Below are 25,503 nucleotides of genomic sequence, written 5' to 3' on the forward strand. Positions count from 1 at the left end.
ACAATAGAAAAGTTGATGCTAAGTCACTCATGAATAAGCAACTCTAACTCTAAGTGTGATCCCCACCGCGTCGCAGGCAAAGACTTTATTCAGAGGCGCTGCGCAGCGACAAACTCAACGAGTTCATGCAAAAGCGCAGATCGGTAGGCGTACCGAATCCTTCGCCCTCAAAAACGTGCCCCATGTGCGAATCGCAGTTTGCACAGCGCACTTCCACGCGCTTCATGCCCATCGATTCGTCGGTGATATAGCGCACCCGGTCCTCGGCCAGCGGCGCATAGAAGGACGGCCAACCGCAGCCCGCATCAAATTTCGTGGTACTGGCGAACAACTCAGTACCGCAAGCGCGGCACGAGTAAACGCCCTCGGTTGTCGTATCCCAGTACTCGCCCGTAAACGGGCGTTCCGTTCCAGCCTGGCGCAGCACATGGAATTCTTCGGGAGTCAGGATTTCCTGCCACTGCACCTCGGTACGCGCCGAAGTGTTCTCGCCAGATGGAGTTATATCGTTAAAGGATTCATTGCTCATACACATGGAAACGTTCGGACCCGGCAGATGATTCCCGTGCGACAACATGGAAAGATGAAAATATGGCTCGGAATATCGTAGATACCCTGCAACCGCGAAAAACCATCCCCGCGACATTGCTGGGCGTGGGATTGGGAGTTGGCGCCGGCTCGTTGTTGGCGGCCAGCGTATCAGCGCTCGCCGGATACTTCGCCCGACGCGTGGTGACTCCCGAAGAGCGGCGTATCGGCAACAGCATGATTCGTGAAGTTGTCACCGATGGCGAAGGAAAGCTCTGGTTGCACTTCGTCAAGGACGCGGATACCAGCCAGCCTGGCCCGTGCATGTTCCTCACCGAGTTCGACGCCTGCGCACTGCGGCTCTCGGCTCCCATCGAGGTTCCGGGCAAGCCACGGCGGGTCGCTCGAAAAATCGAGCATGTTTACCGGGGGAGCCTGGAAGGGGTCCGGCGCGGATACCTCTCTGGTGCGGTTTACGAGCACCCCGAGGATCTCGGATTCACCGCCGAAGACGTGGTCGTGCCCTTGGAAGGCGGGGATGGGCCGGCATGGCTGGTTCGAGGCACCACCAGCAAAGACGTGTGGGTGATTGGAGTCCATGGGCGCGGAGCCCGCCGCAACGAAACCATTCGCGCGCTCCCGGCGCTTGCATCCATGGGTGTCACAGCCCTGCTCATGAGCTACCGCAATGACGGGCTCGCGCCCAATGCGCCCGACGGACGCTACGGTCTTGGCGATACCGAATGGCTTGATGTCCAAGCGGGGATACAGTTCGCCCTGGATCACGGTGCCGAGCAAATCATCTTGCTCGGCTGGTCGATGGGCGGCGCGATCAGCTTGCAGACCGCCGACCGCAGTGAATTGGCCGATCGCATCGATTCGCTGATGCTGGTTGGGCCGGTGATCAACTGGGTTGATGTCCTCTCCCACCAGGCCCGGGCCAATAAGATCCCGCAATCGGTCGGCCGATTTGCCCAGTGGCTGCTATCCAACAAGGCCGGCCGATGGGTCACCGGGCAAGCCGCACCGGTGAACCTCCGGCGGCTGAATTGGGTTGACCGCGCCAGCGAACTGAAGCATCCAACGCTGATCATGCACAGCCGCGACGACGAATTTGTTCCGAACGGGCCGAGCCTCAAGCTGGCCGCCTTGCGCCCGGATCTGGTGACGCTGCGAACCTTCACCAAGGCCGGGCATACCCGCGAACCCAACGTGGATCCCCAAGGCTTCGCCCAGGCGGTCACCAGCTTCTTGAGCAAGCGCATCGCAGCCCGGGCAGCAGCGGCACAAAGCTGAAAGGACCCTGCGCCGGTGCGGCGCAGGGTCCTGGCTCGGCCTGGAAGAGCTAGCTGGTGATCGGCGCCCACAGTGCGCCAGTGGCCGCGGCGGCATCCTCTGGGGCGATCTCCAGGCTGAAACCCCGTCGGCCGCCGGAAATGAACACCGTCTGGAATTGCTGTGCGCTGCTGTCAATCACGGTAGTGGCGTGCTGGCGCTGCCCGAAGGGCGAGATGCCGCCGAGAACATAGCCACTGCGGCGTTGCGCAGCAGCCTTGTCAGCCATCTGGGCCCGCTTCTTGCCCAGCGCAGCACCAACCGCTTTCAGATCGAGCATCGCCACCACCGGAATGACGGCCACCGCGAGATCCTCGGCGGCATTGGCACCCGTGGAAACCATGAGCGTCTTGAAGACCCGATCGCCGCTGACCCCCAATTGCTCGGCGGCCTCGGCGCCGTAGCTTTCAGCCGAATCGCTGTGCGCATAGCTATGTGCAACATAGCTGATGCCGGCCGCGTCCAGGGCCGCTGTGGCCGTCGTGGAAGCGGACTGCTTTTTCTTGCCCAATGCCCTTAATCCCCTTGGCTCATTCGAGTGGCAGCAGACACCGGGCAGCTAGGCGGCAAGCTGCTCGGAGACCTGGCGCTTGATCCGCCCGAGCATTGCCGTCATGCCACGCATGCGAAGCGGCGAGAGTGCCCGGGTGAGCCCCAGCTGCTGCGGCATGTCATCAGGCACGTCCAAAACGGAGCGCGCATCGATGCCGTCCAGCCCTGCCGCGAGCACCGAAGCGAAGCCGCGCGTGGTGGGCGCCTCTGGCGGTGCGGAGAAGAACAGATTAACTGTGCGATCCGCATCCTCGGCCACTTCCACAACCAGGAACAACGGGGACTGGCACTCCACCACTTGCTCAAAAAGCTCGGGGTGGTCCGCCAGCCGCGCGGGCAGTTGTGGAAGCTCTCGTGAATATTCGAGCAGCAGCTCCAGGCGGTCCGCTTCAGGAACTTCGGTGAATTCCTCGACGATCCCCTTGAGCTCAGCAGGCAACTGGCTCATGCGCGAACCCCGCGCTGTGCAGGTACTTCGCCCTTGGCTTCGCCGCGAACGATCGGCACGCCCACGGCGTTGCCCCATTCGGTCCATGAACCGTCGTAGTTGCGCACATTTTCAAATCCCAGCAGGTGCTTGAGCACAAACCAGGTGTGGCTGGAGCGTTCACCGATGCGGCAGTAGGCCACCACATCATCGCCGGGTTCCAGGCCAGCGCCATCCAGATAGATGGCTTCCAGCTCTTGGCGCGACCGGAAGGTGCCATCCTCGGCAGCCGCCTTGGCCCATGGCACCGAGGCCGCGCTGGGAATGTGGCCTCCGCGCAGTGCGCCTTCTTCCGGGTAATTGGGCATATGCGTCCGCTCGCCGGTGTACTCTTCAGGCGAGCGAACGTCGATCAGCGGGTGGCCCAGATGCGCCAGGACCTGCGGAAGGAACGCGCGAATTTCAGCATCGGCACGGTCGATGATTGGGTACTCGGTGCTGGCAACCTCGGGTTTAACGGTGCTCAGTTCACGGCCTTCGGCAATCCACTTGTCGCGGCCGCCGTCCATCAGGCGCACATCCTCGTGGCCAAAGAGGGCGAAGACCCACAGGGCATAAGCTGCCCACCAGTTGGACTTGTCCCCGTAAATGACCACGGTGCTCTCGCGAGTGATGCCCTTGGCCGCCATCAACGCGGAAAAGCCAGCTCCATCCACGTAGTCGCGGGTGACCTCGTCGTTCAGCTCGGTATGCCAATCAATCTTCAGCGCGCCAGGTACATGGCCGGTGGAATACAGCAAGATGTCCTCGTCCGATTCCAGCACGACCAGGTTCTCCTCGCCCAGATGCTCGGCAACCCATTGGGTGGAGACGAGCCGTTCCGGGTGGGCATAGGAGGCGTACTTCTCGTTGGAGTCAACAGGCAATGGCATTGATGATCACGATCCTTGCAGTTCTTGGTACTGGGCCACGCTGAAATCAGCTGGCGCCGGGCTTCACATCTAGCCTAGTCCCGAACCGCAGCGATGACGGTGTGGGATACGACATTTTAGGCAATCAACGCCGCCATCCAAGGTAAACTGGCCGATGGGCTTGCCATGGCAGCCCGGATCATCTGAGCAATCAACTGAAGGACTCCCACAGCCAATGGCGACAATCACCCACCTGAGCGAGACCAAGCCGAATCTTTCAATCGAGGAATTGCTGGCCGGTTTCCACCCGTCCTACCGCTTTGGTGAAGTGTCCTTCAATACCTACCGGCCCGATCCGACGCAGCCCTCGCAGACCGAGGCCGTCAACAAGCTCAAGGCCTTTGCTGAAACCGTCGGCAAGAACGACTCGGGTTCTTTCCTCTCCAAGCTTTTTGGCAAGAAAAAAGAAACCAAGAACGGCATCTACCTTGATGGCGGATTCGGTGTTGGCAAGACGCACCTGCTGGCTTCGCTGTGGCACGCCGCGCCGGGCCGCAAGGCCTTTGGCACCTTCGTCGAATACACCAACCTTGTCGGTGCCCTCTCCTTCCGCCAGACCGTTGAAGTGCTCAGCCAGTACTCGCTGGTCTGCATCGACGAATTCGAGCTGGATGACCCGGGGGACACCGTGCTGATGTCCCGCCTGATGCGCGAGCTCTCCGACGCCGGCGTGAAGCTTGCCGCCACCTCCAACACCTTGCCGGGTGCTTTGGGCGAAGGCCGCTTCGCTGCCGTGGACTTCCAGCGCGAGATCAAAACCCTGTCCGAGCAGTTCGACGTGCACCGTGTTGAAGGCGAAGACTTCCGCCACCGTGGCCTGCCAGATGCTCCTGAGCCCCTGGACGATGAGCAGATCGAAAGCTTCGCGCAGCAGCGCTACCCGGACAAGACCCTTGCCGTGGACGATTTCGATCAGCTCGTTGCCCACCTGTCCCAGGTCCACCCCTCGCGCTACCGCCAGCTGCTGTCCGAAACCGATGTCCTGGTATTGCACAATGTGGACACCATTACGGACCAGGCCATCGCCCTGCGCTTCGTGGTCCTCGCTGACCGCCTGTATGACAAGGACGTGCCGATCGTGGCTTCGGGCAAGCCGTTCAGCGAGCTGTTCACACCGGAGATGATGTCCGGCGGCTACCAGAAGAAGTACTACCGCGCGGTCTCGCGCTTGACAGCCTTGGCCCGCGAAGGCCAGATCGGCGAACCAGCGATCTAGGCCAGATCCCTACTATTCGTTTCTTCATCGCCGGGCACTGCGCTCGGCGATGAAGTGCGTTAACAGCCCTGCCACCAGCGCCCAGAATGCACCGCCAATGCCGAAGAGCGTGAGATTTCCGGCGGCGACCAGGACCGTGACCAGCGCGCTCAAGCGCCACGTGGCATCGCCCATCGCGCCCACCAGCGAACTTCCCAGCGTGGCCAACAAGGCCAAGCCCGCAGCCGCCTGAAAGAGCCCTTCGGGCGAGGTATTGGCCACCGAGACGATCAGGGCGCTGAACGTTCCGAACAACAGGTAGAAAATTCCTGAGCTTGCCGCGGCCCGCCAACGTAGATTCGGATTCTCACCCGCCTGTTCTCCGGCAGCCAGTGCTGCGGTAATGGCCGCAAGATTGATCGCATGGCCGCCGAATAGGGCACCGGCTGCGGAACCGATGCCGGTGAGGACCATTGAAAGGCGCCACGGCAACTGATATCCGAATGAATTGAGCACGGCCACTCCCGGAATGTTTTGCGAGGCCATGGTCACGATAAATAGCGGCACGCTGATGCTGGCCACCGCCTGCCATGAAAACTCTGGCACCACGAATTCGAGTTGCGGCACTACCTGTAGCTGTTCCCACGCCTGATTCTGTCCAATATGCCAGAGCCCGAAGCCCACGGCGGCCAGCATGCTCACAGCCACCGCGAATTTTGGCAGTATCCGCAGCCCGATCAAGAAGACCAAGAGGATCCCAAGCGCTGGGACAGTTATGGTCCCCAGCGAGGTAAATGGCTTGATGCAGAGCGGGAGCAACACCCCGGCCAGCATGCCCTGGGCAATCTGCACCGGGATCCGCGTCAACAACTTGTGCAGCCCAGGCAGCAATCCCGTCAGCACGATCAGGACGCCGCTGATCATGAAGGCGCCGATCGCTTCTGCAAACGTGAACGCACCCGGCGCCAATGAGGCGAGCATGGCCGCGCCCGGCGTGGACCACGCAATGCTGATCGGCATCCGATGGCGCCACGACAGCACCATGGTGCATATGCCCACGCACACCGAAAGAGCCAACAGCCCCGAGGCGGCCTGCGCCGGTGAAGCCCCGACCTGAAATAGGCCAGCGAGTACAACAGCGAAGGAAGCGACAAAGCCAACTAATGTGGCGATCAATCCCGCAATGACGGCGTGGCCTAAACTATCTTCGATCGAGGAGCGTTGAACCATAAGTCATTTCTACATGCTCGCTCCGGCTAGGGGATAATCACATCCATTTGTGAAGTTAAACGGAAAAGGTACCGACCGCAGTCGGTACCTTTTCTGGATGCTCGGGCAAGCCGAGGGGAGACAAACGAAGGAATTAGCCTTCGTTGTTCTCGCCTTCGCCACCCTCAGCGCCTCCACCGAGTCCATTGAGGTAATCGTTGGCACCACCCTGGATGCCGTCAACCTGCTCAGCGAACTTGCCACCGGTCTTGTCGTCGATGAAATCGCCGACCTGATCGATGCCCTGGGAGACCTGGTCTGGGTTCTCTTTTGCGAATTCCTCTGCCTTGCCACGCAGATCATCAAATCCTGCCATGCTGCACCTCCATTCGTCTGTGGGAACCCCTTTAGCTCCACAACTGTTCTCCACCCTAGGGCGAAAAGCGCGATCAGGGAAGAGGATCAGAAAACTCGGGCGTGTCGAGTCACAAAAGTTAAAGCAAAAATGGGAACCACTTGGAGTGATTCCCATTTTATTTGGAGCGGTCAACGAGGTTCGAACTCGCGACCTCAACCTTGGCAAGGTTGCGCTCTACCAGCTGAGCTATGACCGCAAAAATTATATGAAGTTATGGAGCGGTCAACGAGGTTCGAACTCGCGACCTCAACCTTGGCAAGGTTGCGCTCTACCAGCTGAGCTATGACCGCATGAATATCACGAGGATACTCAGTGCGCGATACTGGGATCGAACCAGTGACCTCTTCCGTGTCAGGGAAGCGCGCTACCGCTGCGCCAATCGCGCCGAAGATTCACGAATGAATCTCGACAGAATCCAAATAGAATCTGAATTCTCAGAGCGGTCAACGAGGTTCGAACTCGCGACCTCAACCTTGGCAAGGTTGCGCTCTACCAGCTGAGCTATGACCGCATAATATTCAATTATTGTAGATTCATGGTCTGGTAAACCATAAGTCTGTGCGCGATACTGGGATCGAACCAGTGACCTCTTCCGTGTCAGGGAAGCGCGCTACCGCTGCGCCAATCGCGCTAAAAAGATCAGCAATCTTCATTGCGAGGTGGGGACGGGATTCGAACCCGCGTATACGGCTTTGCAGGCCGCTGCCTCGCCTCTCGGCCACCCCACCATACTGGCCGAAGCCAGAGTGACTAGTTTAACCTAGTCGGTGAATCTTTTTGCGAGCGGACAACGAGGTTCGAACTCGCGACCTCAACCTTGGCAAGGTTGCGCTCTACCAGCTGAGCTATGTCCGCAAAATGTGTTGTTATTTGAACGTTTCCGTTCTTTCCAACGAGTAAAAACTCTATACGAGTTTTCACATCCGAACAAATCGAAACGCTGAGATCTGGTTCACAACGCCCAAAAACCGCGAATCTACGCGGAAAATTCATATTTCCGCCTCCACTAGGAGCGAAGCGGGGTAGCTGCATGCCATGATCGTGTGCATGACGTCTCCAAAATTAGCGACACAGACCGGTTCGGGCCGCATGTACAGCCGAAAGGTCGGAGGTGAAGCGATTGTCCCATCCATCACCACAGTTATCGGCATGGACAATATGGATTTGTCAGGCTGGGCCGGATACATGGCCGCCAAGTCGCTCTCGGAAGACCATCGGCTGGCTCAGGCTTTGGGAGACGCGCGGCAACTGCGTTCGCTGGTGCGGGACTCGGCCAGTGCGGCTGAGGCCTACAGGGACCAGGCAGCCGCGCGTGGGGATCGCGTGCATAACTATGCCGAGGCTCGGGCATTGCAAGCGCTGGGGCAAGAACACGATCTCGCCGAGGCACGCGCCGCGCTTGAAGCAAATAACGAGTTGGCCTACGCACAGCACTTTGAAGCCTGGTGGACTGATTACAACGTTGAACCACTGGCCGCGGAAGTCACGGTTTGGAATGACAGCGTGGGATATGCCGGGACCATCGACCTTGTTGCAAAGATCGGGGGCCGAGCATGCATTGTGGATTACAAGACAAAGACCTCAGACCGCGATGGTGTCGTCAAGCGTCCGGATGACAAGGTCATCATGCAGTTGGCTGCGGCGTGCAAAGCCGAGGAGCAGATTGTCGACGCCGAATCTGGCGAATGGGAGCCATGGGAATTTGGAACGGACACCATGCTGCTGGCTGTGGCCCTGGGCGACACCGGAACAAGAACGTTCATGGCGCCTGCGCCGGCCTTGCCGGACTATTGGGCAAAGTTCTACGCCTTGCGCCGCAATTGGGAAGCCACGCATAAGATCTCCCAGGCACGAGCCACGCTGGCCGAGATCACGCCGCCAGCTCGATAAAGCCAAGCGCTGACCGCGTAGACTGGAACGGTTAGCTTTCAGCACGGCGAAACCTAATACCAACTGTCTACGGCAAAGAAGGTACCAGCGGATTATGGCGATTTTGGGAATTCGGATCATCGGAGACCCCGTTCTACGCACCCCAGCGCAGGAGGTGACCGACTTTGGCCCGGAGCTCCAGAAGCTCGTCGAAGATATGGATCAGACCATGGAAGACGTCCATGGCGCGGGTCTGGCAGCGCCGCAGGTGGGCGTTTCCCTGCGGGTGTTCACCTATCAAATCGGCGATGAACGTGGCCATATCGTCAACCCGGTTCTCGAATTGAGCGACGATTACCAAGAGGACCAGGTCGAAGGCTGCCTTTCCATTCCCGGGGTAGCCGCACCGGTGCCGCGTCGCCGCCATGTCAAAGCAACCGGTTTCGACAAGTTCGGCAATCCCGTTGCGTTGGAAGGCGCAGGCATGCTGGCCCGCTGCTTCCAGCATGAGACCGATCACCTGGACGGAATCCTCTTTCTGGATCGCCTCGCGCCCGAGGAGAAAAAAGCTGCCTGGCGCACACTGCGTTCAGCCAACTATTCTCAAACCGCCAACGCAACTGTGCAAAAACGCTCGGGCGCTCTCGGCTCCAGCTTCGGCGCAGGAATGGGGAAGTAGCTCATGAGGATCCTCTTTGCCGGCACGCCCCAAGTTGCCGTAACCTCCCTGGACTATCTGCATGAAGCAGGTTTTGAGATCGCGGCGGTGCTCACGCGCCCCGATGCGCCGCTGGGACGCAAGCGCGTGCTCACGCCCTCTCCCGTCGCTGCCCGGGCCGAAGAGCTGGGCCTGCCCATTATCAAGGCAGCGAAAATCACCGCCGAAACCACTGCGGAACTCCAGGCGCTGAACCTCGAAGCGGCGGCGATCGTCGCCTACGGCGGACTGGTTCCAGAAGCTGCATTGCAGGTACCCGCCCACGGGTGGATCAACCTGCATTTCTCGTTGCTGCCGGCCTGGCGTGGCGCCGCTCCGGTCCAGCAGTCGATCATCCACGGGGATGACATCACCGGCGCGGTGACCTTCCAGCTGGAAACCGGGCTGGACACCGGACCGGTTTTCGGGCAGGTCACCGAAAAGATCGGCGAGCTGGACACTGCTGGAATCATGTTGGAGCGCCTGAGCCATTCAGGTTCAACGCTGCTGGTCCAAACGCTGCAGGCATTGGATGCCGGGCAGGCCGTCGGCATCCCGCAGTCTGGTTCGCATACCTACGCCCCGAAGATTACCGATGCCGATGCGGAATTGGACTTCACCCGCCCTGCGACGGAAATCAGGCGTCGCGCCCATGGAACCACTCCGTTCCCTGGGGCCTGGGTGAAGGTCGAGGACCAGCGCTTCAAGTTCGGCCCGCTGCGTGAGTGCCGCGAGGCCAGCGATCTGGAACCTGGCGAAGTGCGAATCGAACCGGGCAAACAACCAAAGGTGCTGATCGGCACCGCAACCTGGGCGCTTGAACCCACAGAAATCCAGCCTCCGGGCAAAAAAATGATGAAGGCCTCCGACTGGGCACGTGGCGTGCTCACCCAGGGAACGAAAGTGAGCTTCGCATGAGCGGGCAGGAACCACGCGGTGGATACCGCGACAATGAGCCACGGCGCGATGCTCAGGGACGAACCCGCAATCGCGGCCAATCCGGTCCGCGCAAATATTCGCAATCGGCTCCCGGGCAGCGCAAGCGCCAAGCGGACCCAGCGCGACTGGTCGCCTTCAAGGTTCTGCGCGAAGTATCCGCTTCGGATGCCTACGCGAACCTGGTGCTGCCCAAGATGATTCGCGAGTTCCAGCTCGATCGGCGCGACGCCGGTTTTGCGACCGAACTGGCCTACGGGGCACTGCGTGGCCAGGGTTTTTACGACGCGATCCTGAGCACCTTGGTCGATCGTCCGCTGGCCGAGCTTGACCCGGCCATTTTGGATGCCCTGCGTTTGGGCGCCCACCAGCTGCTGGCCATGCGCGTGCCGAAGCATGCGGCCCTGGATGAGACGGTCTCCCTGGCTCGTGCCCAAATCGGCGCGGGACCCTCCGGCCTGATCAATGCGGTGCTGCGCCGAGTATCCGCACAAGAAGCTGAACAGTGGATCGCGCAGCTGGCTAACGCAGCCAGTTCGGAATCCGAGCGGCTCTCGATCGAGCATTCGCACCCGGACTGGATTGTTCGCGCCTTGCGTGGCGCGTTGATCGCCCATGGCCGCGATGGCGCGGAAATTGAAGCGCTGCTTCAAGCCGACAACTTGGCACCACTGGTAAACCTTGTCGCCCTCCCCGGTCTGGGCGATCTCACCGGGGCGTTGGAAGCAGGGGCCGAGCCAGGCACTCTTGTGGCCGATTCGGCCACCTATAAGCATGGCGATGTCGCTCGTGTTCCTGGTGTCAAAGAAGGCACGGTGCGGGTCCAGGATGCCGGCAGCCAGGTCATGGCCCGCGCCTTGGCCAACGTCCAGCTGCCCGACGCCGGCGAGGACCGCTACTGGTTGGACCTCTGTGCTGGTCCCGGCGGCAAAGCGGCCCTGCTCGGTGCCATCGCGGTACAGCGCGATGCACGGCTCACCGCCAACGAGCCAACCGCCCACCGTGCGCGCCTGGTCGCCAATTCCCTGGACGCGGTCCCGCACGACTACTGGATGCTCACCGAGGAAGACGGCCGAAAATTCGGTGGCGAAGACTACGCGGGGGACTACGATCGCATCATGGTCGATGCTCCCTGCTCGGGCCTGGGCGCGCTGCGCCGCCGTCCGGAGTCGCGCTGGCGCAAGGCCCCGCGTGACATCCCGGAACTCACGGCACTGCAGGGGGAATTGCTGGACGCGGCCTTTAATGCGGTGCGCGTGGGCGGGGTGGTCGGCTTCGTGACCTGTTCACCGCACCAGGCCGAAACCCGCCTGGTCGTCGAGGACTTCCTGAAGCGGCACGAGAACGCCGCGTTGCTGGACACCGGTGCCGCCGTGTCTAATGTGGTCTACCCGCAAACGCCAGCTGCGGGCCACGTTCTGGGCGAGGGCAGCACCGCACAGCTATGGCCGCATGTGCATGGCACCGATGCCATGTTCATGGCGATCCTGACCAAAAAAGCCTAGTCAAGCACGTATCTTCCAAGGAGCACCTATGCGCAATGCACGGATCCATCCTTCGATCCTGTCCGCCGACTTTGCCAACCTCGCCAGCGAGCTGGAGCGGATCCACACTGCCGATGGCGTGCATGTGGACGTCATGGACAACCACTTTGTCCCGAACCTGACGCTCGGGCTGCCCGTGGTTGAGGCCTTGCAGAAAGCCAGCAAGCTCCCCATCGACGTGCACCTCATGATTGAAAATGCCGATCGCTGGGCTCCTGAGTATGCGCAGCTTGGCGTGGACTCGGTGACTTTCCACGTAGAGGCCTCGGCTGCTCCGATCCGCTTGGCCCGCGAACTGCGTTCGGCCGGCGCCAAGGCCGCCATGGCATTGCGCCCAGCGACCCCGATCGAGCCCTACCTGGATATGCTCGGCGAACTGGACATGGTGTTGCTGATGACCGTCGAGCCCGGCTTCGGCGGCCAGAAGTTCCTGGATCTGGTGCTGCCCAAGATCCAGCGCGCCCGAGCGGCCATCGAAGGCAGCGGCAAGCCGATCGCGCTGCAGGTCGATGGCGGCATCTCGCGCGACACCATTCTGCGCGCAGCTGAAGCCGGTGCCGATGTGTTTGTGGCCGGATCGGCAGTGTACTCGGCTCCGGATCCATCTGTCGAGGTTGATGTATTACGCAATCTTGCACTCGGCGGTCATTAAACCCGGCCAAAGTGTGCCAGAATAATTTGTAGTAAACACGAATACGTGCTCCGGGGTCGGTGAAAGTCCGAACCGGCGGTGATAGTCCGCGACCCGCAGCCAAGGCCATAAGCCGAGGATGCGGTTGAACTGGTGAAATTCCGGTACCGACAGTTAAAGTCTGGATGGGAGAAGCACGAATTTGATTTGCCCATTGGCACCGCCGATGGCCCTGAACAGGGCTATCTTCTAGAGCGGAGCCACAGGCCCATCAAATGCACACCCCCGGAGCCGCCGCTTCGAGAAGGGTGAAATGATGGATTTCCTGCGGTGGCTCATTGAAGCTTTCAACTCGCAAATTGCGATCGGCTCGTCGGCACTTCTGGTGCGCGAAGTAGTTGGCAATATTTTCGGCCTCGCCAGTGCCGTCGGCGGCATGCGCCGCAAGGTCTGGGCCTGGCCGCTGGGCATCATCGGCAATCTCCTGCTGCTCACGGTATTCCTCGGCAGCATCTTTGATACCGGATACACCGCGAATCTCTGGGGCCAGGCCGGCCGCCAAATCATGTTCATCGCCGTATCGGTCTTTGGCTGGTACCGCTGGAAGCAGGCGAAAAACGGGACCGGTCATGCGGTCACCCCGCAGTGGGCCTCGAACAAAACCCGCCTGGCGCTGGCCGCTGTTCTGCTGCTGGGCACCGTGGCACTCACCCCGCTGTTCCGCGTGCTCGGATCCTATGAGCCGGTCTGGGCCGATGCCTGGACCTTCGTCGGCTCCCTGCTGGCCACCTATGGCATGGCCAAGGGATGGGTGGAGTTCTGGCTGATCTGGGTGGCCGTTGACGCGGTCGGCGTCCCGCTGCTCTTCTCCGCCGGCTACTACGCCAGCGCGTTCATGTACCTGTTCTATGGCGCCTTCACGCTGGTCGGATTCTTCGTCTGGGCCAAGTCCAAACGCGACGCGAAACCCCGGATCGAAATCGAACTGCCCGACCCGACGATCTCGCAGCAGCGTTAAGAGGTGAGCGAACAATGGTGACAACCCAACAACTGGACGCGGCGCTGGGCACCGCGCTGGAAACCGCCGGACGCGGGCATCGCGGGGCGAATCCGCTGGTCGGCGCCTGTATTTTGGACGACGACGGGAACTTGATCGCCACCGGATACCACCTCGGTGCCGGCCACCCGCATGCCGAGGTCGACGCCTTGCGCCGGCTGGGAAAATTGGATCCTGCCACCGCCGGCAAGCTGACCATGGTCGTCACCCTGGAGCCGTGCAACCACACCGGCCGCACCGGTCCGTGCGCCAAGGCGATCGCTGAGGCTGGAATCGGGCAGGTGCACTATGCGGTGAGCGACCGGACCGCCGCCAGCGGGGGAGCGGAGTACCTGCGAAGCCGCGGAATTCCTGCGACCCAGTTTGCCGATGATGCCGCAGCCCGGGTCCTGAACCATCGATGGTTCCTGTCCAAGGAGCAAAACCGCCCCTTCATCACGGTGAAGCTGGCTCAGTCCTTGGATGCGCGAATCAACGCCCCGGATGGCACCAGCCAGTGGATCACCTCCCCGGAATCCCGCAACCATGCCCATGGGCTGCGGGCCCGCGTGGACGGGATCCTGATCGGCACCAACACCGCAGTGATCGACAACCCCCGGCTCAGCGCCCGCACCCGCGATGGCCAGCTGCACAGCAAACAGCCCTATCGGCTGGTGATGGGGGAGCGCGAACTGCCCGAGTCCCTGGCGCTGGCAGTAGGCGATGGCTGGGAGCAAATCAACACCCACGACGTGCACGCGGTGATCAGCCGCGCGAACGAACTGGGGCTGGGCCACCTGCTGATTGAAGGCGGCGCCACGGTGGCCTCGGCGTTCATCGAAGCCGACCTTGCCGACGAGCTGTACTGCTATCAAGCCCCGTTGCTGATCGGCGCCGGCAGCTCTTCGGTCAACCTGCCCACCACGACCCTGGGCCAGGCCCATCGCTATCGGCTGGATTCCTCCAGCAACGAGTCGCTGGCCCGGCTCGGCGACGACATCATGCTGCATCTTGAACCACTGCCCAGCGCCTAGCGCGAACCCACCAAGAATTTATCGAGGAGAAACCATGTTTACCGGAATCGTTACCGGCCAGGGAATCATCGAGGGGATCGAAACCGTTCCCGATCAAGACCTGGCCGTACTGACCCTCAGCGCGCCAGGGCACACCGAGAACCTGGGCCTGGGCGGATCGCTGGCCGTGAACGGCGTCTGCCTGACCGCCACCGAGCTGCAGGGGGAGAAGCTCAGCGTCGACGTCATGGGCGAAACCCTGCGGCGGACCACCACCGGATCGCTGGCCGCCGGCGATCGCGTGAACCTGGAACGCTGCACCCAAGCCGGCGCCCGGCTCGACGGCCACGTCGTGCAAGGCCACGTGGATACGGTGGGCGAAGTGCTCGAACGGGTCGATCACGGTCAATGGACCACCTTCCGCATTTCGCTTGACGACCAGTACGCGCCGCTAGCCGCAGAAAAGGGCTCCATTGCACTGGACGGCATCTCGCTGACCATCACCGGTGTGTCGCCGGCCAGCGCCACCGGCTCGCACTGGGTAGAGGTGGGCATCATCCCGATCACCCTGGCCGAAACCACCATGGGCACCCGCCAGGTGGGAGACAAGATCAATATCGAGGTGGACGTGCTGGCCAAGTACGTCGCCCGCCTGAATGAATTCGGTGGTGCGCGGTAATGGGCTCCTCAACGCTTGATCCGATCCCGGTTGCGCTGGCCGCGCTGGCGGCGGGCCGCGCGGTCGTTGTCGTAGATGACGAGGATCGCGAAAACGAAGGCGATATCATTTTCGCCGCCCAGCATGCCACCAGTGCGCTGATGGCCTTCACCATTCGCTACACCTCCGGGGTCATCTGCGTTCCGCTTGAGGCCAAGCGTGCCGACGCGCTGGGGCTCAGCCCGATGGTCGGCATCAACCAGGACGCCAAGGGCACGGCCTTCACCATCACCTGCGATGCCGCCGAAGGCATCACCACCGGTATTTCCGCCGCTGACCGCGCGCTGACAACGCGCCTGCTGGCCGACCCTGCCACAGCGCCCGCCCAGCTTTCGCGCCCCGGGCACATCTTCCCGCTGCGCGCCGCCGCGGGGGGAGTCCTGCAGCGACGGGGGCACACCGAGGCCGCGGTGGACCTGTGCCGCGCTGCCGGCCTGGAACCGGCCGGCGTGATCGGCGAGATCACCAAGGACGACGGCGAGATGATGCGCCTGGACGACTTGCGGGTTTTCGCGGCCGAACATGATCTGCCGTTGATCTCCATCGACGATCTGGCCCGCTGGCGCCGCGTCAACGACGAGATCGAGCTGACGGATCCGATCAAATTGCCGACCGCTTTTGGCGACTTCACCGCCCGGGCCGCCACTGCCGAAGGCAACGAGCACATGGTGCTCAGCCACGAAGGCCCCGGCGGAAGCGCCCCGAGCAATCTGGTGCGCATCCACTCGGAGTGCCTGACCGGCGATATCTTCGGTTCCTACCGATGCGACTGCGGCGAGCAATTGCACGCTTCGATGGAGCAGATCGCGGCCGAAGGCGGGCATGTCATCTATATTCGCGGCCATGAAGGACGCGGCATAGGACTGGCCAACAAGCTGCGCGCCTACGCGCTGCAAGAATCCGGGATGGATACCCTGGACGCCAATTTGCACCTGGGCTTCCCCGCCGACGCACGGGAGTATTTCGCGGTGGCTGCGATCCTCAAGGCAATGGGGCTGGATACCATCCGCCTGCTGAGCAATAACCCGGATAAGCAGGAGCAGCTGACCAACGCGGGGATCACGGTTGACGAACTGGTAGGACTGCGCATTGCACCGCGCGAGCAAAACTCCGCCTACCTGCACACCAAGCAGGCGCGCTTCGGCCACCACCTCGATCTTCCCGACGAGCAGCTGTCCGATTTCGAAGCCGACGCCTACCACGGCGCCTAGAACCACCACTACACAGGGAGCAAATGCATGAGCAAGCACGGAGCGCCAACGGATGTTGCCGATCAGCTGGAATCACTGGCCGGCACTGGCAAGTTCAACGGACTCAAGGTTGCGATCGTTGCAGCCAGCTGGCATGAGGTCATCATGACCGGCCTGATTGATGGCGCGCAGCGCGCCGCCAAGGACGCTGGCCTGGAGGCGAATACCACGCTCATCCGGGTGCCGGGCACCTTTGAACTGCCGGTAGCCGCAGCCAATCTGGCCAGCGACTACGACGCGATCATCGCCTTGGGCGTGGTCATTCGCGGTGGAACCCCGCACTTCGACTACGTCTGCTTGGCGGCCACCAACGGCTTAACCAGTGTGAGTGTCGACACCAAAACCCCTATCGGCTTCGGCGTGCTCACTTGCGATAACGAGGAGCAGGGCCTTGACCGTGCTGGCTTGGAAAACTCCAGCGAAGACAAAGGCTATGAGGCCTATTCTGCGGCGGTCATGACCGTTGCTGCCTTGGCCTAGCCCATCAGGCGACCCGTCACAAAGGGCCACCTGAATGCAGGTGATGCCAAGAAAAACGCTAGGATTGATTCCGTGAAAACTTTTGACGAGCTCTTCAGCGAATTGTCGCTCAAGGCACAGCAACGCCCGGAAGGCTCTCGTACCGTCACCGAACTCGACTCTGGTGTCCATGGCATCGGTAAAAAAGTAGTCGAAGAAGCCGCCGAAGTTTGGATGGCTGCGGAGTACGAATCCGACGAGGCCGCAGCAGAGGAAATCTCCCAGCTGCTCTACCACCTTCAGGTTCTCATGATCGCCAAGGGCATGACCTTGGCCGACGTTTACAAGCATCTATAGCCGTCGCGACACTGCGCTCGGATCACGCACGATCCGGGCGCAGGCATCGCACGGCAGTAACAACGGCCAAAGAAAATAATCCTTGGCGCTTGTTTATGGCTGAACGCCGCAGCGCCACACTGACGAAATGAGTCAACAATGCTCCGCGTAGCCCTACCCAACAAGGGTGCCCTGTCAGAAATCGCTTCCACCATGTTCAAGGAAGCCGGCTACCTCCAGCGCCGCGATTCGCGCGAACTGGTCCTGGTCGACGAAGAGAACCAGGTTGAATTCTTCTATCTGCGCCCGCGCGACATCGCCGTCTATGTAGGCCGAGGCATTCTCGACGTGGGAATCACCGGTCGCGATCTCTACCTCGACGCCGACGTGGACGATGACGTTGAAGAGCAGCTGTCCCTGGGCATCGGCAAATCCGTCTTCCGCTTCGCTGCCCCGATCGGCGCGTTCAACGACGCCAAGCAGCTCAACGGCAAGCGCATTGCCACCAGCTACGACATCCTGCTGCGCCACTACCTCCAGAAGTCCGGCATCGAAGCTTCGATCGTCCGTCTTGATGGCGCCATCGAATCCTCCGTTCGACTAGGTGTAGCAGATGCCATCGCCGATGTCGTGGAAACCGGCAACACCATCAAGGCCGCCGGCATGGAGATCTTCGGTGATCCGCTGTTGCAGTCCGAAGCGGTATTGATTGGCCGCGTTGACCACAAGCCGGCCGGCCTCGACGTGTTGATCCGTCGCCTCAACGGCGTACTGGTCGCCCGACAGTACGTCATGCTCGACTACGATGTGCGTCGCGAACAAGCCGAAGAGGCTTGCGCCCTGACTCCAGGCCTGGAGTCGCCAACTGTTTCGGATCTTGCCAACTCGGACTGGGTTGCTGTCCGCGCGATGGTGAAGAAGTCGCAAACCAACAACATCATGGACGAACTTTACGACGTGGGTGCGCGAGCCATTCTGGTCAGCCAAATCCACGCCTGCCGTATCTAGTAGACAAGGAATCTACCTTCGATGAGCGTTGCTATTCGTGTTATTCCTTGTCTCGATGTTGATGCTGGCCGCGTCGTCAAGGGCGTCAACTTTGAGGGCCTTCGCGATGCCGGCGACCCGGTGGAACTGGCTCGCCGCTATAACGAAGCCGGTGCCGATGAACTGACCTTCCTGGACGTCACCGCATCAAGTGCCGACCGCGAAACGACCTACGAGGTTGTTCGGCAAACCGCAGAGGAAGTCTTCATCCCGCTGACCGTTGGCGGGGGAGTGCGAGCCGCAGAAGACGTTGATCGTTTGCTGCGCAACGGTGCTGACAAGGCATCGATCAATACCGCTGCGGTCACCCGTCCAGAGGTAATCAACGAAATCACCGAGCGCTTCGGTTCCCAGGTACTAGTGCTCTCGGTTGACGCTCGTCGCACCGCTGATCCGTCGATCGCATCAGGCTACGAAGTCACCACTCACGGCGGCCGGACCGGAACCGGCATGTGCGCCGTTGCTTGGGCCAAGGAAGCCGCCGAGCGTGGTGTAGGTGAAATCCTGCTCAACTCGATTGACGCCGATGGCACCAAGGACGGGTTCGATCTGGAGATGATTCGTGCGGTTCGCGCCTCCGTATCGGTACCGTTGATCGCCTCCGGTGGTGCTGGGAAGCCAGAAGATTTCCCTCCAGCGATTGCAGCTGGTGCGGATGCCGTTCTAGCGGCTTCCATTTTCCACTTTGGACCCAAGGACATGATCGCCCAGGTGAAGCAGGCGATCCGCGACGCCGGTTATCCGGTTCGCTAGTTCTTCAACAGAAATGGCTCGACACTTCGGTGTCGGGCCATTTCTGTTGAATTCAGTCATTGGCGATGAGTTCCTTCTCAGTTCGCCAGACGTCGATTGGCAGGTTATTGCTCGGAACTGCTGCCTGTCCTGGAATTGCTTGCCACGGTCCGCCATCAACGCTGAATTCGCCGCGGTACAAGGTCGTCACTTTGACACCGAATTTGCCTGTCTCTGAGTAAGAGTGACTGGTTGGGGTCTCGTCGTGCAGAGTATGCGACGGCATAGCCTCGCCGGGGAAGCTCAGATTTCTCGTGGCCCCGTCTCCGTAGTTCCAATTCCATTGGATCGGTATAGCCTTGATACGCACATCTGATCCGGACAAATTGGATTTGAATTCCTGGATTTCCTCGCTGGCCCAGAAGTGCGTGTGCCCGTTGCGTAAAGAAAACTTGTTCGGCGCACTCTGAATTGTGGACCCCTTGATTGGATAGGTTCGGAACTTTTCGATCGTTATGATAATTGGATCTCGTTCTACGAACATTTCTTTTGGAAGTTGAATTTTTGGAGGATCCCCTGGACAAAAAATATACTGGCGAATAACCCGGCCATTGTTTTGGCCTTCAGTGCCCAGTATTTGTCGAATCACAGGGAAACTACCGTCAGGGCAAGCCTTTACGTCTGGATTAGACGTGCAGCGGTTCACTTGTTCTCGCCCTGGCTGACACATATCAAGATCCTTAATCTTGAGACGTGGTTTCCGCTTTTCGACGTTTTGTGTCTTTGGTTCTTTTATCTTAGGGCTGGGTGATTTAGGAGTTGCGTATGGCTCGACACCATCAGGATCCGTAGAGCAGTCTCTGTTTGAGTGATTAAAGCTTTTATCGCCAAATTTGACGTTTTCGGAACAATCTTCATGTTTATTTGCAGTTGTAAAATTTGGGGTGACGGGTAGCAGCGGGATTGGTAAGACGAGAAGCGCGAGTGACATGAGGAATTTCATGATCAGTCCGAACCAACGAGAGCTGTGTATACGCGCCATTTCTTGTCATACTCAAGACCCAGCGACATTACTGTTGACTTTGTGGCCGTAAATTCTTCGGGAGTTTTACGAGACTTGTTATAAAGGTACCCACTATCGGAAGTGAAAGAAACAGTTACGACTGCTTTGTCATTGGCGGACATGTATGAATCCAAAATTGTAGCGTGGTGCAATCCGCCAACCCGCCATGTACCATTTCTCTTGGCTCGATCCGCAGGGTCTATCAGTGTGTTCCCGCAAACTTGACATTCACGGGTAGTAACGTTTTTCAGCGGTGTTGAGTCATTAGACTCAACAGTGAAATTGATGAGCTCGAAATAATACTTCGCAAACTCTGTGGCTCCGTCTTTGTTTCTATGTTTGGCCATACTGGGTAGGTCTGGTAGTGGAACATTCTGGGCAGGAGATTCTGAGTTGGCTGGCACATAAACCGCATCCGTAGTCGGAGAGCTCCGCGTCTCCGCTGTTGCACTGGTCGATTGGGAACTACTCGTTGATTCGGGAGCTCCAAGTTCGTCTTTCCCTGAAGAGGCTACACAACTAGACAACCCGATGATGAGTGTGGCCAAGAAGATCAGCTTAGTGAACCGCATCTCGTAACTCCGTCGCAAAGGGGACTCGATTGTCCGATATCCTATGCCCTTTGATGGTAGTTGTGGAGGTTCAGAGGGTAATTTGTGGATTGATTGAGGTGGGTGTGTGTTGAAATGCGTTCTGCGAGTTTTGGTTAGTAACACGCAAATTCTTCAAGGAGGTCTCTTATTTTTGGTTGGTAAGGCCTGAGAAGTAAGCCCCAAATAGGACAACGCTAGAACCCGGGCTTGAAGCCCTTGACGATTTCCAGGGCCGTCTCTCCGCCTTCAAAAAGCACGAGGCTCTGATCGATGCGCCCGAAACCGTAGAGCATCAATTCAGTGACCGGGCCGGTGATCGACACGGCGTTTGGTGCCTTTTTCGCTACGTGCCGCTGACCGTCCGGGCGGGTCAAGATGATTCCGACGGGAGCTTTTCGGAAGAGGACACGCGACATGCGAGTCAGGGACTGCCAGAGAAGCTCCGTATACTCCTTGTCCAAAACGCGCGGTGCCCACTGTGCTCGGGCACGCCGGACATCTTCGGTGTGGATGAAGTACTCGGAGAGGTTTGCTGCCTGATCGAACTTGTCGATGACAAACGGCGAGTACTTGGCCGGACCCGAGCGGAAAGTGCGGATGAGCGAGGCATAGCGTTCAGGGGACTGCGCCGCGTTGGCGAGTTCATTGACCTTGGCCTCGAGCTTCTTGGACAGGGGTTTGAAAACCACGCCCGCGGCAAGGATCGATCGCTCGCGCACAACAAGGTGCGCGGCAAGATGACGGGTTTGCCACCCGTCGCAAAGAGTGTCAGCGGTAGGACCTGCGGCAAGCAAGGTCTCGGCCAACGCGAGTCTGGAAGCCTGAACTAAGTGCATCACTTCTGAAAGTAGCACGGCGCGCGCACTGATTAGGGCAATGCGCCGGCAGTGTCGCCCATGTCCTGTGGGGCTTTGGCGAGCAGTGCGTCACAGGTCAATGAAACCGGGCTGAAACCAGTATGCTAAAGGGGATGTCTACTTCTAACGACGGCTCGAATTTGAGCCCCGAAACCCCAGGCCTGGATCCGGCCATTGCCGTTCGGCTCAAGCGTGATGGCAATGGGCTGGTCGCCGCGATCGCGCAGCAATACGACACAGGCAAGGTACTCATGCTCGGCTGGATGGATGACGAGGCGCTGCACCGCACCTTGACCACGGGACGGGTGACCTTCTACTCGCGCTCCCGGCAGGAATATTGGCGCAAGGGCGATACCTCTGGCCACTTCCAGTTCGTCAAGTCCGTCGCTTTGGACTGCGATGGCGACGCATTGCTGGTGCAGGTGGATCAGGTGGGGGCGGCATGCCACACCGGTACCGAGACCTGCTTTACCGATCGCCAGCTGCCCGCTGCGATCGGCAATCGCCCCGAATAGCACTTTCCAAATTTCTGGCCGCCAGGATGGACAGGCCGGAATTTGATGCTTCCTGCACGGGATTGACCGCGCGGGATCAACACGTAGAAGAAGAACACTGATGAAAACTCTCGGCAAGATTTCCCCATCGCGCGAGCACTTCGCCATCTTGGCGGCCGATCGCCGCGTTATCCCGGTAACGATCACGGTCCTCGCCGACTCGCTGACACCCATCGGGCTCTACCGGACTTTGGCCCAAGGGCGCCCCGGCACCTTCTTGATGGAATCGGCAGCCCCGGGCGGGGTGTGGAGCCGCTACTCGTTTGTCGGCGTGAATTCGCCGGCCACCTTGAGCACCCGCGGGGGAGAAGCCTACTGGCAGGGGCACGCGCCCGAAGGCCTTCCCGATGGCGGCATCGGCGTTGAGGTGCTGCGCGATACCGTGCGCACTTTGAAGACCGAGCCGGTGCCGGGCATGCCGCCGCTGACCGGCGGCATGGTCGGGTTCATCGGCTGGGAGTGCGTGCGCCACTGGGAAAAGCTGCCAAATCCACCGTTGGATGACCTGAACTTGCCAGAGTTGAGCATGAACCTGGTTGCCGATATGGCGGCCCATGATTCAGTTGAGGGCACGGTGACGCTGATCGCCAACGCCATTAACTTCAACGGCAGCGACGAGAATGTCGATGAAGCCTACGACGACGCGGTGGCGCGCTTGCAGGCGATGCTCGACCAGTTGTCCCGGCCGGTGGAAGCCGCCGCCTCGGTGCTCTCCGGAACCGACGTTCCGCGCGAAAAGCTCATGGACGAAGTCACCCACTCGTGGGCCGAAAACGAGTACCTTGAGGCGCTGGCCAAGTCAAAGACCGCGATCGTGGACGGCGAGGTGTTCCAGATCGTGGTCTCCCGGCGCTTCGAATTGGAGACCCAGGCCGACGCGCTGGATGTCTACCGGGTGCTGCGTGCCACCAACCCGAGCCCGTACATGTACCTGTTCAACTTCGTAAATGAAGATGGCGAGGCCTTTGAAATCGTCGGCTCCTCGCCCGAAGCGCTGGTGACGGTCAACGACTCGCATGTGGTCACCCACCCGATCGCCGGATCCCGTCCGCGTGGCGCGAATTACGAGGATGACCAGCTCTTCGAGAAGTCGCTGGTGAATGACGAGAAGGAACGGGCCGAGCACCTGATGCTGGTCGATCTGTCACGCAATGACCTGTCCCGGGTTTGCCAAGCCGGCACCGTGGAGGTCACCCAGTTCATGGAAGTCGAGCGCTTCAGCCACATCATGCATCTGGTGTCCAATGTCGTGGGCAAGACCCGCGAGGATGTTGACGCCTACGACGTGCTGGCCGCGACCTTCCCGGCTGGCACGCTCTCCGGGGCGCCGAAGCCGCGCGCCCTGCAGCTGCTCGACGAATATGAGCCTTACCGCCGTGGCATCTATGGCGGAGTCGTGGGCTACCTCGACTTTGCAGGCGATATGGATATGGCGATCGCCATCCGCTCCGCGCTGCTCAAGGGCGGACGCGCCTATGTGCAGGCCGGCGGCGGCATCGTGAACGATTCCAAGTTCGCCGATGAGGCATTGGAAACCGTGAACAAGGCGGCCGCGCCATTGCACGCCGTTTGGGCCGCGCAATCCATGCACGCAGCCCATACCATCAACACCGAACTAGGTGAACGCAAGTGAAGAAATTGACCAGTGCCCGCTACCTGGCCATGGTTGGCGTGCTCGGCGCCCTGTTGGGATTTTGGTCCGCGACCCAAACATGGATCACCGTGGACGTGGCCGCCAGCTCGGTGCAGATCCCGCAGATCGTGATCGACGGCGCGAGCGCTGCCGCATCGGTCACCGCCGTGTGCGTGGTTGTGCTCGCCGCGTCGCTGGCACTGCTCATTGCCGGAAAGATCGCCCGCTATATCATCGCGGCGCTGAGCCTGCTGGCCGGCGTGTCGGCAATTGCCGCGGGAGCCGGCGCGCTGGGCGATCCGCAGGCCGTGGCGGCCACCGCCGTGGCCGAGGCGACCGGGCTGGCCCAAAATGCGGGCGAGTACTCGGTGACCGCGTGGCCGGTGATCGCCATTGCGGCGGGCGCCCTGATGGCCCTCCAGGCGGTGCTGACATTTGCCTTCGCGCGCCACTGGCCAACCAAAGCCAGCAAGTACGACCGCCAGGCAGCCAAAAGCGCCAGCGTGCCCAAGGACGCCTCCTCGCGGAGCATCGCGAACTGGGAGCAGCTTTCGGCCGGCGAGGATCCTACCTCCGAAGCCAAATAGCAAGACCGGTGGTGATTCGCGCCACCGATTTGAAACGAAAGCCCGGGCAAATAGGATGTGACCGGGCACAGATGGCAGAATGGTTTCTGAAGAGCAGCGACGCCGGCCTGCATCCTGGGCCGCGGCGCATCAACAAACATAAGGAGAACGCGAGAAATGTCGCAGAACACCGAGATCGATCCGGTATACGCCGAAGAGATTGGCCACGGTAACTCCATCGCAGCCTGGAGCTGCGTGCTGATCATGACCGTAGGTTTCATCGTCGGCGGCATTGCCTTCGCGAACCTGGCTTGGTCCATCGTCTGGGTCGGCTGCGGCATTGTAGTTCTTGGCCTGATCGTTGGCGCCATCCTGAAGGCCGCCGGCTTTGGCGTCGGTGGCGCACGCAGTGGAGCATCGCACTAAATTGACTGTTCTTGATGACATCATCGCGGGCGTCCGGGAAGACCTGGGCGCCCGTCGCGCAACCACCAGCCTAGAGGCCATCAAGGCCGTTGCCGCTGAAGCTGCCCCGGCCCGCGACGCGTTTGCGGCCTTGGGCGGCCGCGACCAGCAGGGCACCCGGGATCACACACTGCGGGTGATCTCGGAGGTCAAGCGCAAGTCCCCGTCCAAGGGCGCGCTGGCGGAGATTGCCGAGCCTGCCGTTCTGGCCGCCGAATACGAGGCCGGAGGCGCCTCGGTGATTTCGGTGCTCACCGAAGCCCGCCGCTTTGGCGGTTCGCTGGCTGACCTGGATGCTGTGCGCGCGGCGGTGCAGATTCCGGTGCTCCGCAAGGACTTCACGGTCGATGAGTACCAGATTTACGAGGCACGTGCCCACGGCGCGGACCTCGTATTGCTCATTGTTGCGGCGCTGGATGACCAATTGCTGAAATCTTTCCTAGAATTAACGCATCAGCTGGGAATGAACGCCCTGGTCGAGACGCACACCGAGGAAGAAATCCAGCGTGCGCTGAAGGCCGGAGCGAAAATCATCGGGGTCAACGTGCGCAATTTGAAGACGCTCGACGTCGATCCTGCGACCTTCGGCAAGCTTGCCCCGCTGATCCCATCAGAAGCGGTGATCATCGCCGAATCCGGTGTTGAATCCACCGAGCAAGTCGCCCAATATGGTGCTGCCGGTGCCGATGCCATCCTGGTGGGTGAGGCCCTGGTGAAGCACGCGAATCCGCGAGCCACCGTCGCCGAATTCATCACCGCTGGAACCGAAGCCAAACCGCAGCGCTAGCCGCGGCGGAGCCAAGGAACCAGGTACAAACTTTCACGTGCCCCGCAGGAGCTTCCGGCGGGGCACGAGACATACCATGAAT

At 60.5% G+C, this 25,503-nt stretch carries 29 protein-coding genes, 7 tRNA genes and 1 riboswitch; of the genes, 20 read left to right on the forward strand and 16 right to left on the reverse strand.

The genetic code is table 11. The annotated features are described in order from the left end of the window. Positions 1-85 precede the first annotated feature (85 nt). On the reverse strand, positions 86-529 hold the full coding sequence (gene msrB / locus ACT7DV_RS13225; protein WP_444663191.1) for a peptide-methionine (R)-S-oxide reductase MsrB: 444 nt from the start codon (positions 527-529) through the stop codon (positions 86-88). 62 nt (positions 530-591) lie between these two features. Here msrB and ACT7DV_RS13230 point away from each other — a divergent pair, with 62 nt between their 5' ends. After that, the gene (locus ACT7DV_RS13230; RefSeq protein ID WP_444663193.1) at positions 592-1,824 is read left to right on the forward strand and encodes an alpha/beta hydrolase family protein; all 1,233 of its coding nucleotides are present in this window, start codon (positions 592-594) and stop codon (positions 1,822-1,824) included. A 49-nt stretch (positions 1,825-1,873) separates the two neighbouring features. On the opposite strand, the gene ybaK is transcribed toward ACT7DV_RS13230, so the two are convergent. Genes ybaK through ACT7DV_RS13245 form a run of 3 tightly spaced genes read right to left on the reverse strand, consistent with a single transcriptional unit; the run spans position 1,874 to position 3,774 of the window. Next, the gene (gene ybaK, locus ACT7DV_RS13235) at positions 1,874-2,374 is read right to left on the reverse strand and encodes a Cys-tRNA(Pro) deacylase (RefSeq protein WP_444663195.1); all 501 of its coding nucleotides are present in this window, start codon (positions 2,372-2,374) and stop codon (positions 1,874-1,876) included. A gap of 48 nt (positions 2,375-2,422) precedes the next feature. Next, positions 2,423-2,863, reverse strand: a complete 441-nt coding sequence (locus tag ACT7DV_RS13240) for a SufE family protein (protein WP_444663197.1) — start codon at positions 2,861-2,863, stop codon at positions 2,423-2,425. Then, positions 2,860-3,774, reverse strand: a complete 915-nt coding sequence (locus ACT7DV_RS13245) for a sulfurtransferase (RefSeq protein WP_444663199.1) — start codon at positions 3,772-3,774, stop codon at positions 2,860-2,862. Before ACT7DV_RS13245 ends, ACT7DV_RS13240 begins: the two co-directional genes overlap by 4 nt. Positions 3,775-3,988: 214 nt before the next feature. Between ACT7DV_RS13245 and zapE the strand changes: the two genes are divergently transcribed. After that, on the forward strand, positions 3,989-5,029 hold the full coding sequence (gene zapE / locus ACT7DV_RS13250; RefSeq protein WP_444663201.1) for a cell division protein ZapE: 1,041 nt from the start codon (positions 3,989-3,991) through the stop codon (positions 5,027-5,029). Between the two features lie 24 nt (positions 5,030-5,053). Here zapE and ACT7DV_RS13255 read toward each other — a convergent pair whose 3' ends face one another. The 9 genes from ACT7DV_RS13255 to ACT7DV_RS13295 form a co-directional block, all read right to left on the reverse strand. Next, the gene (locus ACT7DV_RS13255) at positions 5,054-6,238 is read right to left on the reverse strand and encodes a benzoate/H(+) symporter BenE family transporter (RefSeq protein ID WP_444663202.1); all 1,185 of its coding nucleotides are present in this window, start codon (positions 6,236-6,238) and stop codon (positions 5,054-5,056) included. A 133-nt stretch (positions 6,239-6,371) separates the two neighbouring features. Then, positions 6,372-6,593, reverse strand: a complete 222-nt coding sequence (locus ACT7DV_RS13260) for an antitoxin (protein WP_146275339.1) — start codon at positions 6,591-6,593, stop codon at positions 6,372-6,374. Between the two features lie 162 nt (positions 6,594-6,755). Then, a tRNA-Gly gene (locus ACT7DV_RS13265) sits at positions 6,756-6,831 on the reverse strand. Between the two features lie 18 nt (positions 6,832-6,849). Next, positions 6,850-6,925: transfer RNA gene (locus tag ACT7DV_RS13270), tRNA-Gly, on the reverse strand. Positions 6,926-6,948: 23 nt separating this feature from the next. Beyond that, positions 6,949-7,020: transfer RNA gene (locus ACT7DV_RS13275), tRNA-Val, on the reverse strand. 53 nt (positions 7,021-7,073) lie between these two features. Then, positions 7,074-7,146: transfer RNA gene (locus ACT7DV_RS13280), tRNA-Gly, on the reverse strand. A gap of 48 nt (positions 7,147-7,194) precedes the next feature. After that, positions 7,195-7,266 (reverse strand) — tRNA-Val (locus ACT7DV_RS13285). A gap of 26 nt (positions 7,267-7,292) precedes the next feature. Continuing rightward, positions 7,293-7,363: transfer RNA gene (locus tag ACT7DV_RS13290), tRNA-Cys, on the reverse strand. A gap of 54 nt (positions 7,364-7,417) precedes the next feature. Continuing rightward, positions 7,418-7,490: transfer RNA gene (locus ACT7DV_RS13295), tRNA-Gly, on the reverse strand. Between the two features lie 192 nt (positions 7,491-7,682). On the opposite strand from ACT7DV_RS13295, the gene ACT7DV_RS13300 reads away from it, so the two are divergent. The 13 genes from ACT7DV_RS13300 to hisF all read left to right on the forward strand — a co-directional run bounded on the left by ACT7DV_RS13300 (position 7,683) and on the right by hisF (position 18,924). Continuing rightward, positions 7,683-8,525, forward strand: a complete 843-nt coding sequence (locus tag ACT7DV_RS13300; RefSeq protein ID WP_444663204.1) for a PD-(D/E)XK nuclease family protein — start codon at positions 7,683-7,685, stop codon at positions 8,523-8,525. A 94-nt stretch (positions 8,526-8,619) separates the two neighbouring features. After that, a complete protein-coding gene (def, locus tag ACT7DV_RS13305; protein WP_444663206.1) occupies positions 8,620-9,183 on the forward strand; it encodes a peptide deformylase in 564 nt (187 codons plus the stop codon). Between the two features lie 3 nt (positions 9,184-9,186). Further along, positions 9,187-10,119 (forward strand): methionyl-tRNA formyltransferase, encoded by a 933-nt coding sequence (fmt, locus tag ACT7DV_RS13310; RefSeq protein WP_444663207.1) that lies wholly within the window; start codon positions 9,187-9,189, stop codon positions 10,117-10,119. Continuing rightward, entirely contained in the window at positions 10,116-11,642 is a 1,527-nt protein-coding gene (locus ACT7DV_RS13315) for an RsmB/NOP family class I SAM-dependent RNA methyltransferase (RefSeq protein WP_444663209.1), read from the forward strand. Before fmt ends, ACT7DV_RS13315 begins: the two co-directional genes overlap by 4 nt. A 28-nt stretch (positions 11,643-11,670) precedes the next feature. Next, entirely contained in the window at positions 11,671-12,333 is a 663-nt protein-coding gene (gene rpe, locus ACT7DV_RS13320) for a ribulose-phosphate 3-epimerase (RefSeq protein ID WP_444663210.1), read from the forward strand. Positions 12,334-12,375: 42 nt separating this feature from the next. Beyond that, positions 12,376-12,513: riboswitch (FMN riboswitch) on the forward strand. 115 nt (positions 12,514-12,628) lie between these two features. After that, on the forward strand, positions 12,629-13,330 hold the full coding sequence (gene pnuC / locus ACT7DV_RS13325) for a nicotinamide riboside transporter PnuC (RefSeq protein ID WP_444664857.1): 702 nt from the start codon (positions 12,629-12,631) through the stop codon (positions 13,328-13,330). 14 nt (positions 13,331-13,344) lie between these two features. Further along, positions 13,345-14,382, forward strand: a complete 1,038-nt coding sequence (ribD, locus tag ACT7DV_RS13330) for a bifunctional diaminohydroxyphosphoribosylaminopyrimidine deaminase/5-amino-6-(5-phosphoribosylamino)uracil reductase RibD (RefSeq protein WP_444663212.1) — start codon at positions 13,345-13,347, stop codon at positions 14,380-14,382. A 34-nt stretch (positions 14,383-14,416) separates the two neighbouring features. After that, the gene (locus ACT7DV_RS13335) at positions 14,417-15,040 is read left to right on the forward strand and encodes a riboflavin synthase (RefSeq protein WP_444663214.1); all 624 of its coding nucleotides are present in this window, start codon (positions 14,417-14,419) and stop codon (positions 15,038-15,040) included. Further along, positions 15,040-16,290, forward strand: a complete 1,251-nt coding sequence (gene ribB, locus ACT7DV_RS13340; RefSeq protein WP_444663215.1) for a 3,4-dihydroxy-2-butanone-4-phosphate synthase — start codon at positions 15,040-15,042, stop codon at positions 16,288-16,290. Before ACT7DV_RS13335 ends, ribB begins: the two co-directional genes overlap by 1 nt. A 27-nt stretch (positions 16,291-16,317) precedes the next feature. Next, a complete protein-coding gene (gene ribH / locus ACT7DV_RS13345) occupies positions 16,318-16,809 on the forward strand; it encodes a 6,7-dimethyl-8-ribityllumazine synthase (RefSeq protein ID WP_444663217.1) in 492 nt (163 codons plus the stop codon). 72 nt (positions 16,810-16,881) lie between these two features. Beyond that, positions 16,882-17,145 carry a phosphoribosyl-ATP diphosphatase gene (locus ACT7DV_RS13350; protein ID WP_058254586.1) on the forward strand — a complete coding sequence of 88 codons (264 nt, stop codon included), beginning with the start codon at positions 16,882-16,884 and terminating at the stop codon, positions 17,143-17,145. 138 nt (positions 17,146-17,283) lie between these two features. After that, a complete protein-coding gene (gene hisG / locus ACT7DV_RS13355) occupies positions 17,284-18,132 on the forward strand; it encodes an ATP phosphoribosyltransferase (protein ID WP_444663219.1) in 849 nt (282 codons plus the stop codon). 21 nt (positions 18,133-18,153) lie between these two features. After that, positions 18,154-18,924 (forward strand): imidazole glycerol phosphate synthase subunit HisF, encoded by a 771-nt coding sequence (gene hisF / locus ACT7DV_RS13360; protein ID WP_444663221.1) that lies wholly within the window; start codon positions 18,154-18,156, stop codon positions 18,922-18,924. A gap of 52 nt (positions 18,925-18,976) precedes the next feature. Here hisF and ACT7DV_RS13365 read toward each other — a convergent pair whose 3' ends face one another. The 3 genes from ACT7DV_RS13365 to ACT7DV_RS13375 all read right to left on the reverse strand — a co-directional run bounded on the left by ACT7DV_RS13365 (position 18,977) and on the right by ACT7DV_RS13375 (position 21,395). Then, entirely contained in the window at positions 18,977-19,906 is a 930-nt protein-coding gene (locus ACT7DV_RS13365) for a hypothetical protein (protein WP_444663223.1), read from the reverse strand. A gap of 2 nt (positions 19,907-19,908) precedes the next feature. Continuing rightward, positions 19,909-20,538, reverse strand: a complete 630-nt coding sequence (locus tag ACT7DV_RS13370) for a DUF6318 family protein (RefSeq protein ID WP_444663225.1) — start codon at positions 20,536-20,538, stop codon at positions 19,909-19,911. Between the two features lie 215 nt (positions 20,539-20,753). Beyond that, on the reverse strand, positions 20,754-21,395 hold the full coding sequence (locus tag ACT7DV_RS13375; RefSeq protein ID WP_075972476.1) for a TIGR03085 family metal-binding protein: 642 nt from the start codon (positions 21,393-21,395) through the stop codon (positions 20,754-20,756). Positions 21,396-21,529: 134 nt separating this feature from the next. Here ACT7DV_RS13375 and hisI point away from each other — a divergent pair, with 134 nt between their 5' ends. The 5 genes from hisI to trpC all read left to right on the forward strand — a co-directional run bounded on the left by hisI (position 21,530) and on the right by trpC (position 25,421). Beyond that, positions 21,530-21,931, forward strand: a complete 402-nt coding sequence (gene hisI, locus ACT7DV_RS13380; RefSeq protein WP_444663227.1) for a phosphoribosyl-AMP cyclohydrolase — start codon at positions 21,530-21,532, stop codon at positions 21,929-21,931. Between the two features lie 100 nt (positions 21,932-22,031). Next, on the forward strand, positions 22,032-23,603 hold the full coding sequence (locus ACT7DV_RS13385; RefSeq protein ID WP_444663229.1) for an anthranilate synthase component I: 1,572 nt from the start codon (positions 22,032-22,034) through the stop codon (positions 23,601-23,603). Next, the gene (locus tag ACT7DV_RS13390) at positions 23,600-24,190 is read left to right on the forward strand and encodes a Trp biosynthesis-associated membrane protein (RefSeq protein ID WP_444663231.1); all 591 of its coding nucleotides are present in this window, start codon (positions 23,600-23,602) and stop codon (positions 24,188-24,190) included. Before ACT7DV_RS13385 ends, ACT7DV_RS13390 begins: the two co-directional genes overlap by 4 nt. A 156-nt stretch (positions 24,191-24,346) precedes the next feature. Next, complete coding sequence (locus ACT7DV_RS13395) at positions 24,347-24,595, forward strand: HGxxPAAW family protein (RefSeq protein WP_444663233.1); 249 nt, start codon at positions 24,347-24,349, stop codon at positions 24,593-24,595. Position 24,596: 1 nt separating this feature from the next. Then, on the forward strand, positions 24,597-25,421 hold the full coding sequence (gene trpC / locus ACT7DV_RS13400; protein WP_444663234.1) for an indole-3-glycerol phosphate synthase TrpC: 825 nt from the start codon (positions 24,597-24,599) through the stop codon (positions 25,419-25,421). The last annotated feature ends 82 nt before the right edge of the window (positions 25,422-25,503 follow it).

The sequence above is a fragment of the Glutamicibacter sp. TV12E genome (assembly GCF_052441935.1).
Taxonomy (GTDB): Bacteria; Actinomycetota; Actinomycetes; order Actinomycetales; family Micrococcaceae; genus Glutamicibacter.